This window comes from Paracoccus sp. (in: a-proteobacteria) (assembly GCF_030538495.1).
Classification (GTDB): domain Bacteria; phylum Pseudomonadota; class Alphaproteobacteria; order Rhodobacterales; family Rhodobacteraceae; genus Paracoccus.
The window spans coordinates 241366-254720 of the sequence record NZ_JAUNTW010000004.1 but is presented as its reverse complement, the minus strand read 5'-3'; the positions used below and the strand labels follow the sequence as shown (position 1 = coordinate 254720).

General features: G+C 63.2%; 13 protein-coding genes. 1 reads left to right on the top strand and 12 read right to left on the bottom strand.

The window, feature by feature from the left end; genetic code table 11:
- Positions 1-78 precede the first annotated feature (78 nt).
- The 8 genes from Q4G20_RS05725 to Q4G20_RS05690 all read right to left on the bottom strand — a co-directional run bounded on the left by Q4G20_RS05725 (position 79) and on the right by Q4G20_RS05690 (position 9500).
- Positions 79-642, bottom strand: a complete 564-nt coding sequence (locus tag Q4G20_RS05725) for a hemerythrin domain-containing protein (RefSeq protein WP_303342422.1) — start codon at positions 640-642, stop codon at positions 79-81.
- Complete coding sequence (locus tag Q4G20_RS05720; RefSeq protein WP_303342421.1) at positions 639-1592, bottom strand: ABC transporter permease; 954 nt, start codon at positions 1590-1592, stop codon at positions 639-641. Before Q4G20_RS05720 ends, Q4G20_RS05725 begins: the two co-directional genes overlap by 4 nt.
- Before the next feature lie 4 nt (positions 1593-1596).
- Positions 1597-2895: an ABC transporter permease gene (locus Q4G20_RS05715; RefSeq protein ID WP_303342419.1), complete on the bottom strand. Its 1299-nt coding sequence runs from the start codon at positions 2893-2895 to the stop codon at positions 1597-1599.
- 48 nt (positions 2896-2943) lie between these two features.
- Positions 2944-4017 (bottom strand): ABC transporter substrate-binding protein, encoded by a 1074-nt coding sequence (locus tag Q4G20_RS05710; protein ID WP_303342418.1) that lies wholly within the window; start codon positions 4015-4017, stop codon positions 2944-2946.
- Between the two features lie 47 nt (positions 4018-4064).
- A complete protein-coding gene (locus tag Q4G20_RS05705) occupies positions 4065-5141 on the bottom strand; it encodes a polyamine ABC transporter substrate-binding protein (RefSeq protein ID WP_303342417.1) in 1077 nt (358 codons plus the stop codon).
- Between the two features lie 52 nt (positions 5142-5193).
- A complete protein-coding gene (locus Q4G20_RS05700; protein ID WP_303342416.1) occupies positions 5194-6264 on the bottom strand; it encodes an ABC transporter substrate-binding protein in 1071 nt (356 codons plus the stop codon).
- A gap of 32 nt (positions 6265-6296) precedes the next feature.
- Complete coding sequence (locus Q4G20_RS05695) at positions 6297-7400, bottom strand: ABC transporter ATP-binding protein (protein WP_303342415.1); 1104 nt, start codon at positions 7398-7400, stop codon at positions 6297-6299.
- Positions 7401-7553: 153 nt separating this feature from the next.
- Positions 7554-9500: a DEAD/DEAH box helicase gene (locus Q4G20_RS05690; protein ID WP_303342414.1), complete on the bottom strand. Its 1947-nt coding sequence runs from the start codon at positions 9498-9500 to the stop codon at positions 7554-7556.
- A gap of 219 nt (positions 9501-9719) precedes the next feature.
- Here Q4G20_RS05690 and Q4G20_RS05685 point away from each other — a divergent pair, with 219 nt between their 5' ends.
- On the top strand, positions 9720-10067 hold the full coding sequence (locus Q4G20_RS05685; RefSeq protein WP_303342413.1) for a RidA family protein: 348 nt from the start codon (positions 9720-9722) through the stop codon (positions 10065-10067).
- On the opposite strand, the gene lpxB is transcribed toward Q4G20_RS05685, so the two are convergent.
- The 4 genes from lpxB to fabZ all read right to left on the bottom strand — a co-directional run bounded on the left by lpxB (position 10051) and on the right by fabZ (position 13348).
- Positions 10051-11193: a lipid-A-disaccharide synthase gene (lpxB, locus tag Q4G20_RS05680; RefSeq protein WP_303342412.1), complete on the bottom strand. Its 1143-nt coding sequence runs from the start codon at positions 11191-11193 to the stop codon at positions 10051-10053. The genes Q4G20_RS05685 and lpxB overlap by 17 nt on opposite strands.
- Positions 11194-11305: 112 nt before the next feature.
- A complete protein-coding gene (locus Q4G20_RS05675; RefSeq protein WP_303342411.1) occupies positions 11306-12094 on the bottom strand; it encodes an LpxI family protein in 789 nt (262 codons plus the stop codon).
- The gene (gene lpxA / locus Q4G20_RS05670) at positions 12091-12876 is read right to left on the bottom strand and encodes an acyl-ACP--UDP-N-acetylglucosamine O-acyltransferase (RefSeq protein ID WP_303342410.1); all 786 of its coding nucleotides are present in this window, start codon (positions 12874-12876) and stop codon (positions 12091-12093) included. Before lpxA ends, Q4G20_RS05675 begins: the two co-directional genes overlap by 4 nt.
- Positions 12869-13348, bottom strand: a complete 480-nt coding sequence (gene fabZ, locus Q4G20_RS05665; protein ID WP_303342409.1) for a 3-hydroxyacyl-ACP dehydratase FabZ — start codon at positions 13346-13348, stop codon at positions 12869-12871. Before fabZ ends, lpxA begins: the two co-directional genes overlap by 8 nt.
- Between the last annotated feature and the right edge of the window lie 7 nt (positions 13349-13355).

Below are 13355 nucleotides of genomic sequence, written 5' to 3'. Positions count from 1 at the left end.
ATCTTCTGTGTGGAAATATCCCGCGGGGGGTCCGGGGGGCGCGAAGCCCCCCTGCGGTCGCGGGACGCAGAACGCGCGTCAGATGGGAATCCCGAACGCGCCCAATGCAGGGGCCAGTTCGGTTTCTTCGTATCCGAAATGCGACCGGATCGCGCGGTCCAGACGGGCAAAGGCGCGGGCGCAGGTGTCCAGCCCTGCATCCGATGGCGCGGCGGCCAGATCATCCGCCGCAACCCGCAATTCCCCGATCAGCACGTGGATGACGCGGTGTTCGGCCTTTAACCGGTCCAGAACCGCGCGCAGCCCCGTATCGGCATGGGCATCAATCGCGGGGAACATCCATTGTTCTTCGATGTCGTGGTGATTTTGCAGCAGCGCGCATTGCCGCCCGCAGACCGTCCCGAACAGCGACAGGTTTTCCGTCAGCGACAGCCCCGCAATCGCCGGGGGCAGCGCATCGGGCCGCGCCTGCCCTGTGCGGATATCGCCCAGCAGCCGGGCAACGCCGGTCAGTTCCTGACGATACATGTGGTGGATTCGCGCCAGCCCCTTGCCCGCCAATTCCTGCATCGGCGTTAATCCCGCAATAGCCGGAGCGCGCGGGCGGGCGCGGTCGTCGTCCAATTCCTCGGGCGTCATCATGCGGGCGACAGGCCGCGGATACGCTCGGACCGGCGGCGCAGCAATTCGACCGTCGTCAGCAGCGCGATAGAGAACACCACCAGCAGCGTTGCCACCGCCAGAATGGCCGGGCTGATCTGTTCACGGATGCCGTTCCACATCTGGCGCGGGATGGTTTGCTGTTCCGGCCCTGCGATGAACAGCACCGCCACCACTTCGTCGAATGACGTCACAAACGCAAACAGCGCGCCCGAGATCACCCCCGGCAGGATCAGCGGCATCGTCACCCGGAAAAAGGTCGTCGTTGGGTTGGCGCCCAGACTGGCGGCGGCGCGGTTCAGCGATTGGTCAAACCCAACCAGCGTTGCCGTCACCGTGATAATCACAAACGGAATTCCCAAGGTCGCATGGGCCAGAATCACCCCGACATAGGTCCCCGCCAGCCGCCCGCAATTCGACGGCAGCCCGACCATGCCCAGCAATTCACACGGGTTCGAATAGAAAAAGAACATCCCCGTCGCGGTGATAATCAGCGGCACGATCATCGGCGAAATCAGCATCATCATGATCGCGCGGCGGAACGGCATTTCGGGCCGCGCCAGCCCCAGCGCCGCGATGGTTCCCAGCACCGTGGCCACAATCGTGGAAAACACGCCGATGATGATGGAATTTTTGGCGGCCTTGACCCAGTTTGCGTTGCGCCACGCATCCATGAACCAGTCCCAATCCCTCGGCGCGCCGGGGTTTTGCATCCCGAAGGTCAGCAGACTGTCATACCAGCGCATACTGAACCCGTCGGGGTCAAGCGACCGCATCGCCGGGGTGAAGGTGAAATAGGGTTCGGCGTTGAACGACAGCGGGATGATCACCACAATCGGCGCGATCAGAAAGAAAAAGATCAGCCCGCAAATCACCAGATAGGTATAGTGCCAGACGCGTTCCAGCGGGCTTGCATAAGTTGGCAGTGCCATCGGATCACCCCAGTTTCAAATTATCAACACCGACCAGCAGGTCATAGACCATATACAGCGCCAGCACCGCCCCCAGCAGCAGCGCCGCCAAGGCCGCAGCCATCGACCAGTTCAGCGTCCCGGTCATGTGCATGGCGATCATGTTGGAAATCAACTGCCCCGACGATCCGCCGACCAAGGCCGGCGTGATATAATACCCGACCGCCAGAATGAACACCAACAGCGCCCCTGCCCCCAGCCCCGGCAGCGTTTGCGGGAAATAGATGCGGCGGAACGTGGTCCAGCTGGTCGCGCCCAGTGACCGTGCGGCACGGGCATAGGACGGGTTGATCGTGCGCATCACCGCATAGAGCGGCAAAATCATGAACGGCAGCAGAATATGCGTCATCGCCACAATCGTGCCGATCTGGTTATAGATCATCTGCAACCGGCCGGTGTTGTTGATCAGGCCCAGCCAGACGAAAATATCGTTCAGCACGCCCTGTTGTTGCAGCAGCACCATCCAACTGGTTGTGCGCACCAGAAGCGATGTCCAGAACGGCAGCAGCACCAGAATCATCAACAGATTCGATTTCCGCATCGGCAGCGTCGCCAGCAGATAGGCAATCGGAAAGCCCAGAACAAAGGTCAGCACCGTGATCAGCCCCGACAGCCAGAAGGTGCGCCAGAACAGCATCAGATAGACTCGCTGGCGTTCCTCGACCTGCACGATGTTGCCGTCGGCGTCTCGGGTGCGGTCCAGCGATGACAGATAGAAATTGGCGGTATAGGGGGTGGATGCCTCGCGCATCACGGACCACAGCATCGGGTCGCCCCATTTCGCGTCAATGCCAGTCAGCGCGGCATCAAAAGGCGGTTCCAGCCCGCCCCGCACCGCGCGCCCGGTGGATGTGAACAGCGACCGCGTCCCCGCCATATCGTAATTGATCCGCGTGCCGACCACGCCAATCGTGCGATCCGCTGCCGCTTGGGTCAGGTCAGCGGCCAACGCGGCCCATGCCGCATCGTCCGGGTCAGTTCCGCGTTCGGTTGATGCAAACCACGCCGACACCTGCGGCATATTCCGCGAAAAGCCGTCATTGTAAAACGACCGTTGCAGCATCTGCCCAATCGGAACCACGAAGGTCACCAGAATGAACAGCAAGAGCGGCAGCACCAACAGAAACGCGCGCCGCCGCGCACGGCCCTGCGACCGCAGCAACGCCGCGCGCAAGGGTTTGCCATCGGCGGTCGTCAGCGCAGCATCGCCCACACCTGCGGCGGTGGTCGCAATGGCGGCGTGTGGATTGGCGGGCTGGCTCATGGTCGTCTCCGGGGGTCGGGGGGCCGCCCTGATCGGGCGGCCGGGTCGTCAGTTGCTGGCAAGCCAGGCGTTGAATCGTTCGGTCAGTTCGGCGTCGCGGTCGGCCCAGAATTCCGGGTCATCCAGAAACGCATTGCCCAGATAGGCCGGGTTTGTCGGCATATGCGGGGCCATATCGGTCACGCCATCCTTATAGGTGCCGACCTGCGCCGCACCCGATTTGCGCGGCGGACCATAGGCGATAAATTCGGTCTGGCGCACGCCCTGTTCGGTGGCGGTTGCGAATTTCACATAATCCAGCGCCAGTTCCGGGTTCGGCGCGCCTTTGGGGATCGCGAACAGGTCCATATCCAGATATTGCCCGTCCCAGATCACGGTAAAGGGTTGGTTTTCCGCAACCATCGCATCAAACACCCGCCCGTTATAGGCCGTGGTCATCGCCACTTCGCCATCGGCCAGCAGTTGGATGGGTTGTGCGCCAGCCTCCCACCAGACGATGTCGGATTTGATCCCGTCCAGCTTGGCGAATGCGCGATCCACGCCCGCATCTGTGGCCAGTTCGTCATAGACCTGATCCGACGGCACGCCATCGGCGATCAGCGCCAGATACAGCGACCGTTTCGCCATCCGCTGCAATCCGCGTTTGCCGGGATAGGTGTCCAGATCAAAGAAATCGCGCGCCGTCGTGGGCGCGTCGGTGAACCGGTCATTGTTGAATGCGATGACGGTGGAAAACACCATATTCGCCACCGCACAACCCGGCAGCGCGCCGTCGATGAAATCGTCCACCGCCGGAGTGCCGTCGCTGCCTGCGGGCAGATCGGCGGGGTCAATCTCCATCAACGCGCCTTCGTCGCACAGCCGGATCGCGTCGGACAGTTCAATATCCCAGACATCGGCGGTCACATTGCCGGCCTCGACCTGCGCTTTCAGCAGAACGGCGGGGTTGTCGGCGGCCTGCATGTTCACGCGAATGCCGGTCGCTTCGGTGAACGGGACGTTGAAGGCCTGTGTCTGCGCGGCCTCATAGGCGCCGCCCCATGACACGACATTCAGATCCTGCGCGCCTGCGGACAGGGCCAGACAACTGGCGGCGGCTGCGGTGATAAACGTGGTTTTCATGTCTTCCCCCCATGATGAACCGCCGCGCCGAAACGCGGCGGCGGTCGTCAATTGGCGGTCAGCCAGTTGTTCAGGCGTTCCGTCAGTTCGGCTTCGTGATCGGCCCAGAATTCCGGGTCATCAATCACCGCGGTTGCCATGTTTTCGGGATAGGTCGGCAAATGCGTGGCCATTTCGGTTTTGCCGTCCTGATACAGCCCGACCATCGCGCCCGCCGATTTCCGCGCGGGGCCATAGCTGATAAACTGCGTTTGCAGGGCCAGTTGTTCGGCACTGGTCGCGAATTTCACATAATCCCATGCCAGCTCCGGGTTCGGCGCGGCCTTGGGGATGACAAAGGCGTTGATTTCCAGAAACTCGCCTTCCCAGATCACGCCAAAGGGTTTGTTTTCGCTGACAATCGCGTCGAAAATGCGGCCGTTATAGACGCTGGTCATGGCGACTTCGCCGTCCGCCAGCAACTGCACCGGCTGCGCGCCCGCATCCCACCAGATCACGTCCGATTTGATCGTGTCCAGCTTGGCGAATGCGCGGTCAACGCCTTCGGGCGTGGCCAGTTGGTCGTAAACCTCATCCGACGGCACGCCATCCGCGACCAAGGCCAAAGGCAGGCTGCGTTTGGCCGAACGCGGCAAGCCGCGTTTGCCGGGGAAGGTGTCCAGATCAAAGAAATCCGCCGCGCGGGTCGGCACCTGATCGGTAAACTTGGTTTCATCAAAGCTGATGACTGTCCCCCAGAAGATATTGCCGACCGCACATTCGTTCAGCGCCCCGGCGACGTAATCATCAACAGCGGGCGTGCCATCGGCACCGGGCGGCAGGTCGTCGTGGTCCAGTTCCAGCAACGCGCCTTCGTCGCACAGGCGGATCGCGTCGGCCATGGCCAGATCGAACACGTCGCTGGTGACGTTGTTCGCCTCGACCTGCGCTTTCAGCGGCGCGGCGGGGTCGTCGGTGGCGACCATATTCACCCGCGTGCCGGTTTTTTCGGTAAAGGGTTTGTTATACGCCTCGACCTGGCTGGCCTCGTAAGAGCCGCCCCAGCTGACCACGCTCAGATCCTGGGCATGGGCCGCGACGGCAAGCCCGGTCAGCGCTGTGGACAAAATCAACGTCTGTTTCATATCGGTTCCTTCCCCTGTGGGTGCGCCCGGCATTGCTGCCGGGCGGCTTGCGTCAATTGGCCAGCCAGCTGTTGAAGCGTTCGTTCAACTGCCCGTCATGATCGACCCAGAAATCCAGATTCGACCCCAGCGCATTGGTCATGTTGGCCTCGAAGGTCGGCAGGTTCGGACCCATCGGCTGATCGGTGCCTTCGATATTGCCGACGATCGCCGCCGCCGAACGACGCGGGGGACCATAGCTGATGAATTCGGCCGCGCGCGCCTGCGGTTCAGCCGAGGTCGTCCATGCGATAAACTTCAGCGTGTCATCGATATTCGGCGCGCCTTTGGGGATCACCCAGCCCTCCATTTCATAGATCTGGCCGTCCCAGATAATAACAAAGGGCTGACCATCGGCCTGCGCGGCGTTAAAGATACGCCCGTTAAAGGCATAGGCCATGCTGACCTCACCATCGGCCAGCAATTGCGGGGGCTGCGCGCCCGCTTCCCACCAGATCACGTCGGATTTGATGGTGTCCAGCTTGGCGAATGCGCGATCCACACCTTCGGGCGTGGCCAGCACGTCATAGACCTGATCCGCCGGCACCCCGTCCGCCATCAGCGCCAGTTCCAGATTGAACTTGGCCCCTTTGCGCATGGTGCGTTTGCCGGGATAGGTCGCCAGATCAAAGAAATCGGCAGGCGCCGCCGGTTTCGCGTCACCGAATGCGCGGTCATTATAGGTCAGGACCATCGAATACACATCTGTCGCGACGAAACATTCGGTAATCGCGCCGTCGATGAAATCATCCGCCGCCGCCGTGCCATCAGGTGCCGCCACCAGAATGGCGGGGTCGATGGTTTCCAGCAAACCTTCGTCGCACAGACGCACCGCATCGGCATATTCAACCGACGCTACGTCAACGGACACGTTGCCCGCCTCGACCTGCGCTTTGATCGGCGTTGCGGGGTTATCGGCGTCGGAAATATGCACCGCGATGCCGGTTTCGGCGGTGAAGGGTTTGGCATAGGCCTGCAAATGGCTGTTGCCATAGGCCCCGCCCCAGGACAGCAGATTCACATCGGCCAGTGCCGGGCCAGAGACCAGCCCGATGGCCGTGGTCAGTGCAAGAATACGTTTCATCATTTACTCCCATAGTGATGAAGTTTGGCGCGTCAGACCGGGTCCAAGGCGCGCGCGTCCTGCGGATGCCAGCCGATGCGGATCATCTGGCCCGCCTGTAATTTCGTCTGCCCCAGCGTGTTGCGCATCTTCATGACGAAATTATCGCTGCCCGCGACACGCAGACGCGCGCGCAGGATGTCCCCCATGTATATGACCTCTAACACCTCGGCTTCCAGCGTGTGGGCGTTTGGCGGCATCATTTCGGGTTTGAATTCAACACGTTCAGGGCGGATGCTGACCAAGGTTTGCTGCCCGACCTGACGGATATTCACCGCCGTTGCGTCAATCAGTTCGCCATTGGCCAGCCGAACCAGCGCCTGCGAGCCGCTGAGTTCCTGAATCGTCCCCGGCAACGCATTGTTTTCGCCAATGAAACTGGCGACAAAGCTGTTTTCCGGGCGTTCATACAACTGCGCGGGCGGGGCCAGTTGCTGAATCCGGCCGTCATTGAACACCGCGATGCGGTCGGACATGGTTAGCGCCTCGCCCTGATCATGGGTGACGTAAACGACCGTAATTCCAAGTTCTTCGTGCAGGTGCTTGATTTCAAACTGCATATGTTCGCGCAGTTGTTTGTCCAAAGCGCCCAGCGGTTCATCCATCAGCACCAGTTCGGGGTCAAAAACCAACGCACGGGCCAGCGCAATCCGCTGTTGCTGCCCGCCCGACAATTGCGCGGGGCGGCGATTGGCGAATTGGCCCATCTGCACCATATCCAGCGCGCGTTTGATCCGCGTTTCGCGTTCGGATTTGCCCATCCCCCGCACTTCCAGCGGAAAGGACAGGTTTTCCCCCACGGTCATATGCGGGAACAGGGCATAATTTTGGAAAACCATTCCAATGCCGCGCTTGTGTGGCGGAACCTGATTGATCGGGCGGCCATCCAGACGGATTTCGCCATGCGTCGCCGTTTCAAACCCCGCCAGCATCATCAGGCAGGTGGTTTTGCCCGACCCCGACGGGCCAAGCATGGTCAGAAATTCGCCCTTGCCGATGTTCAGATTCAAATCTTTGACGACAAGTGTTTGCCCGTCATAGCTTTTCTGAACATGTTCAAAGGCCACAAAGGCATCATTCGGGCTGTGGTCCAGCAAATCGCGCCCCCCTGTCGTCGTATTTATCAGCGCAAGGCGCAGGTTACGCGGGGGGGCGGTCGGGTTGCAACAGCTATTCTGACATTTCCATGCGCAGAATGGGGCGGCTGCGCAAAAAACAGATATTTGCGCAGCCATTTAGGTCAGAAAAGATTACGCAGGGCGGCGCGGCCCTTTGCGATGAGGTTTCGCGGCAGCCCCTTTGCCGATGCGGGGTTTGCCCTTGGGCGCAGCCCAGCCGGATTTACCCACCGCGCCGGGTTTGCGTTTGGCGCGCGGTTTGTCGGCGGGCATATCCAGCGGCGCGTCATCGGGGATCCAGCCGCCCTTGGCCGCCTTGACGCGGGCGCGATGATCGCCGGATTCCGGTTTGTCACGGCGCGGCTTCGGCGCGGGTTTTGCGTAATCGCCACGCGGTTCGCGTTCAGCACGGGGTTCGCGCGGTTCACGGGGCGCACGTTCCGGGCGGGGGCCACGATCCGGGCGCGGGCCACGCGGCGCGCGCGGTTCCGGCGCATCAAACACCGGCGGTTCGGCCATGCGGCGCATCGACACTTCGTCGGTGATGGCGGCTTCATCCCCGAAACGGTCGGCCATATCCGCCGCGATCTGCACGAATGACACATCCTGTTTGACGCGAATCGCGCCAATCGCGTTGCGGTCAATCCCGCCCGCGTCACAGATTTTCGGCAGCAGCCAGCGCGCTTCGGCGCGGCCCGTGTGACCAACCGACAGCATATACCACACCGAATCGCCAAATTCGCGCGGCGCACGAGGGGCCGACGGCGCAGGCGGCGCGGTGACTTCGTGCAGTTCCTCGGCAGCCGGGCGACCTTCGCGCCACAATTGGATAAACGCGGTCGCCATCTGTTCAGGCCCGAATTGCGCCAGCAATTGCGCCGCCAGCACCGCGTCATCGGGGGCCGCATCGCGCAGCGCCGGATGATCCAACATGCGTTGATCGTCGCGGGCGCGCACCTCATCCGCGCCGGGGGCGCGACCCCATTCGGCCACGACCTTGGCCCGCTGCAACAGACGCTGCGCGCGTTTGTAATCCGCCGCCGGAACGATCAGCGCGGACACCCCCTTGGCCCCGGCGCGCCCCGTCCGACCCGACCGGTGCAACAGCGTTTCCGGGTTCGTCGGCAGATCGGCATGAATCACCAGTTCCAACCCCGGCAGGTCAATTCCGCGCGCGGCAACATCGGTCGCAATACAGACCCGCGCCCGCCCATCGCGCAACGCTTGCAGGGCGTGGTTGCGTTCCTGTTGGCTCAGTTCACCCGACAGGGCCACCACCTTGAACCCGCGATTCGACATGCGCGCCAGCAGGTGATTCACATTCGCCCGCGTTTTGCAGAACACAATGGCGGTGCGCGCTTCGTGCAGGCGCAGCAGGTTAAAGATCGCCGGTTCCCGGTCGCGCGCGGTGACGCTGAACGCCTGATAGGAAATGTCGCCGTGCTGGCGCGCCTCGCCCCGCGCGGCAATGCGCAGCGAATCGCGCTGAAAATCACGGGCCAGCGTTTCGATGTCGGGCGACACGGTGGCCGAAAACATCAGCGTGCGGCGGCTGTCGGGGGCGGAACCCAGAATAAACTCCAGATCCTCGCGAAAGCCCAGATCCAGCATTTCATCGGCTTCGTCCAGAACGGCGGCGCGCAGGGCGGTCAGGTCCAGACTGCCCCGTTCGATATGGTCGCGCAGACGGCCGGGGGTGCCGACCACGATCTGCGCTCCACGCGCCAGCGCGCGGCGTTCGTTGCGGTAATCCATCCCGCCAACACAGGTCGCAATCTGCGCGCCAGTCGCGGCATAGAGCCATTCCAGTTCGCGCGCGACCTGCAAGGCCAGTTCGCGCGTCGGCGCAATCGCCAGCGCAACCGGCAATTCGCCCGTCAACGCGCCATCGTCGATCAGTTGCGCGCCAATCGCCAAACCAAAGGCCACGGTTTTACCCGACCCGGTTTGCGCCGACACCAACAGGTCACGGCCCTGCGCATCATCGCCCAGAACAGCCGTTTGAACAGCGGTCAGGCTGTCATAACCTTTTTCCGCCAGCGCCGTCTGCAACGGCGCGGGAATCATCATATTCGTCATTGTCTTCGCCAGAAAGGGGGCGTTGTTACGCCCGGTCAGCGCCCAATTCACCCCTTTCGCGGTGGGCCACACCAATGCCCACAGCCCCGGCGATCAGCGGGCCAAAGACGGACCTATACGCCAGCCCTGCGCCCAAGTCCACCCCTTTCGCCGCTGGCCCACACCGCCAAAGGCTGGTAATTCTTGGCCTTATTCACCTGAAACACAAGGGACAGGACCATGACCGACATTAAACGCATCGAAACCGGCACCCGCATGAGCCAGGCCGTCATCGCCAACGGCTTTGTCTTTCTGGCCGGCCAAGTGGGCGAGGCGGGCGCATCCGTCACCGATCAGACCAAAACCTGTCTGGAACAGGTGGACGCCCTGCTGGCGCAAGCGGGCATTGACAAAACCCGCATCGTGTCGGCGCAAATCTGGATGGCCGACATGGCCGATTTTGCCGAAATGAACGCGGTTTGGGATGCCTGGGTGCCGCAAGGTCACGCCCCCGCCCGCGCCACCGGCGAATCGGCACTGGCGACCCCGGATTACAAAGTCGAAATCATCGTCACCGCAGTTCTGTAATTGCACCCATCACGGAACGCGCCGCGCGAAGGCCCGGCGCGTCTCCACCCCGGCCCAGAAGCTTCATGGTCAGAGCCATGGCGTCCATCTGCGCCTGACGCGCCACGGGGTCGTGCAAGGCGCGACGCAGCGCCGCGGCCAACGCATCGGGCTGGCAGGCGCGGCCCAGATATTCGGGAACGGCGCGGCTGTCGCTGACCAGATTGACCAGCGTGACGGTATCCACCCGCAGCAACATCCCGATCAGCCACCGGCTCAGCGGGGCCATGTCGTAACCAATCACCATCGGCACATTATTTGCGGCCAGATCCAAACTGACCGTTCCCGACGCCGCCAGCGCCACATCCGCCGCCGCAAAGGCCGCGCGTTTGTCGTCCGCGTCCTGCACAATCACCGGCGCGCTTGGCCAGTCGCGCGTCAACTCCGCCACCTGATCCGCGACATTCGGCACGGTCGGCACTACCACCTGCAACCCCGGCACCTGCGCCAAAGCCGCCCCGAACCGGGGGCCAAGGCGCGCCACCTCGGACCGGCGGGAACCGGGCAGGCACAGGGCCAGCGGCTGATCCGGGGCAATGGAATGTGCGGCCCGGAACGCCGCCGCCTGTTCGGGGCTGGCCACCGGCGCGGTCGCAATCGGATGGCCGACGAAATCGCACGACATCCCCGCGGCCCGCATCAGCGGCGGTTCAAACGGCAAAATCGCCAGCACGTGATCGACCACCCGCGCCATCTTTTCCGCGCGCCCCGCCCGCCACGCCCAGACCGAAGGCGCGACATAATGCACCACCCGCAGATCGGGCCGCAGCGCGCGGGCCGCATGGGCCACGCGCAAACAAAAATCCGGGCTGTCGATGGTGATCAACGCATCAGGCGCGGCATCGGCCACCGCGCGGGCGGTTTCGGCAATACGGCGTTTGAGGTGAAAATATTTGGGCAGCACCTCGGCAATGCCCATCAGGGTCAGCTCTTGCATGGGAAAGCGGCTGACCAGCCCCTGCCCCGCCATCGCCGGCCCGCCGATGCCGTCGAACTGAACGTCAGGGTCCAATTCGCGCAAGCCCGCCATCAGCGCCGCCCCCAACTGATCACCCGAGGGTTCACCCGCAATCAGGAAAAACGTCATCGTTGCACCTGCGCGGCGCGGTCGGAATATGAGTATTTATGCACAGAAGAAGCACAAGTCGCGCCCGGTTTGAGGGCGAAACATGGGACTTCTTCTGTGTAAAAATACTCAATCACGCCATTGCCCACAGGAACAACCCGGCGGATTCGGCGCGGCGGATGGTTTCGGGCCGGTCCAGCAGGATCACCCCGCCTGCGGCCCAAGCGATACCGGCCAGACCGGCGGCGGCGGCCTGATCCACGCTGTCGGGGCCAAGCGTCGGCAGGTCGATGCGCAGGTCTTGCCCCGGCTTTGGTGCCTTATAGAACACCCCTCGCGCCGCCCCGCGCAGATCGGCATGGCGCGCGGCAAAGTCCAGCATCGCCGCTGTCCCCGGCAGCGTTTCCAGCGCCAGACACAGGCCCCCCGCCACCACCGCGCCCTGCCCCAGATCCAGCGGGCCGGTCGCGCGCAGAATATCCGCCGCGCGGGTTGCGTCGCGGGTGTCGGCCTCGGTCGGGGTGCCGGTCAGCAGGCCCGGCCCCGGCACCAGATCGGGGGCGATGTCCTGCACTGCGCGGATATTCAGCCCGTGTTCGGTGAACAGGTCCAGCACCGTGCGCAGCGCCGCGTCATCGCCCGACTGCATCGCGGCCAGAATACGCGGCACCAGTTGCGCGGTGCGGGGGTCGAACATTTCCGGGTCCAGACGGGGGCGGCGCACCGCGCCCGCGAACACAACATCCGTAATCCCGCTGTCGATCAGGTGATCCAGAAACGGCACCAGCCGTTCCAGACGAAAGGGCGTGGCGGGAATGTCGGGTTCGAACCCTTCCAGCGCGAACACCGCCGGGTTGTCCAGCGCGGCGACGATGGCGGGGGCCAGCGCCCCCTGCCCGGCGATCACGGCGATCTGGGTCATGGCTGCGGCTTCAGAAAGCTGCGATCTGACGGGCCAAGGATAAAGTCCAGAACGTCGCGTTCCAGCGCGGTGATGTCGCCACCCGCGCGGTCGCGGGCGGTGTCGCGGAACGATCCGCCGCCCAGAGCGCCCAGCAAATCGCGCAGCGCCGCCATATCGGCACGCGATGCGCCACGGCGTTTCAGACCCACAAGGTTCAGCCCGTCCAGATGCCCGCGCGGCCCCTGCACCAGACCATAGGGGATCACATCCGCCGTCACCATCGTCACCGCGCCGATCATCGCGCCGCGCCCGATGCGCACGAATTGATGCACACCCGACAAGCCGCCGACGATCACGTCATCTTCCAGCACGCAATGCCCGGCAATGGCGACGTTGTTCACCAAGATCACCCGGTCGCCGATCTGGCAGTCATGCGCCACATGGCTGCCCGCCATGAACAGCCCGTCATCGCCCACGCGGGTCAGCCCGCCGCCGCCTTCGGTCCCCGGATTCATCGTGACATATTCGCGGATGCGGTTGCGCGCGCCGATGTCCAGCCGCGCGCGTTCGCCGCGATATTTCAGATCCTGCGGGACTTCGCCGATGCAGGCAAAGGGGAACACGACCGTTTCCGGCCCGATCACCGTTTCGCCCGTCACCACGACATGCGATTTCAGAACCGCCCCGTCGCCCAGTTCGACCTGAGGGCCGACGACGCAGAAGGGGCCGATCTCGACCCCTGCGCCGATCTGCGCGCCGGGTTCAATGACGGCCGAGGGATGGATGCGCGTCTCAGCCATCCGTTTTCAAATCCATCATGGCGGTGAATTCGGCCTGCGCGCAGACTTGGCCATCGACCTTGGCCTCGCCCAGGAATTTCCAGATTTTGCCGCCCGCGCGTTTCACGGTGACATGCAGTTCCAGCACATCGCCCGGCACCACCATGCGGCGGAATTTGCAGGCGTCGATGCCCATGAAATAGGTCAACAGCGGTTTGTCCACCACATCCAGACTGATGCCGACCACAACGGCGGAGGTCTGAGCCATCGCCTCGACGATCAGGACGCCGGGCATGATGGGCTGTTCGGGGAAATGGCCGGGGAAATGCGGTTCGTTGGCGGTGACGCATTTCACGCCGACCGCGCTTTCGAACGGGACAATATCGCGCACCTTGTCGATCAGCAAAAACGGATAGCGATGTGGAATGATCCGTTTGATCAGGGACAGGTCAGCCTCGGTATAGGGGGCGGGGGTGCGCGTTGCGTCGGCCATGGTTATT

Bases quoted from the DNA above. Each gene is read 5' to 3' on its own strand.
- Q4G20_RS05725 (WP_303342422.1), bottom strand. From the start codon at position 642: ATGATGACGCCCGAGGAATTGGACGACGACCGCGCCCGCCCGCGCGCT.
- Q4G20_RS05720 (WP_303342421.1), bottom strand. From the start codon at position 1,592: ATGGCACTGCCAACTTATGCAAGCCCGCTGGAACGCGTCTGGCACTAT.
- Q4G20_RS05715 (WP_303342419.1), bottom strand. From the start codon at position 2,895: ATGAGCCAGCCCGCCAATCCACACGCCGCCATTGCGACCACCGCCGCA.
- Q4G20_RS05710 (WP_303342418.1), bottom strand. From the start codon at position 4,017: ATGAAAACCACGTTTATCACCGCAGCCGCCGCCAGTTGTCTGGCCCTG.
- Q4G20_RS05705 (WP_303342417.1), bottom strand. From the start codon at position 5,141: ATGAAACAGACGTTGATTTTGTCCACAGCGCTGACCGGGCTTGCCGTC.
- Q4G20_RS05700 (WP_303342416.1), bottom strand. From the start codon at position 6,264: ATGAAACGTATTCTTGCACTGACCACGGCCATCGGGCTGGTCTCTGGC.
- Q4G20_RS05690 (WP_303342414.1), bottom strand. From the start codon at position 9,500: ATGACGAATATGATGATTCCCGCGCCGTTGCAGACGGCGCTGGCGGAA.
- Q4G20_RS05685 (WP_303342413.1), top strand. From the start codon at position 9,720: ATGACCGACATTAAACGCATCGAAACCGGCACCCGCATGAGCCAGGCC.
- lpxB (WP_303342412.1), bottom strand. From the start codon at position 11,193: ATGACGTTTTTCCTGATTGCGGGTGAACCCTCGGGTGATCAGTTGGGG.
- Q4G20_RS05675 (WP_303342411.1), bottom strand. From the start codon at position 12,094: ATGACCCAGATCGCCGTGATCGCCGGGCAGGGGGCGCTGGCCCCCGCC.
- lpxA (WP_303342410.1), bottom strand. From the start codon at position 12,876: ATGGCTGAGACGCGCATCCATCCCTCGGCCGTCATTGAACCCGGCGCG.
- fabZ (WP_303342409.1), bottom strand. From the start codon at position 13,348: ATGGCCGACGCAACGCGCACCCCCGCCCCCTATACCGAGGCTGACCTG.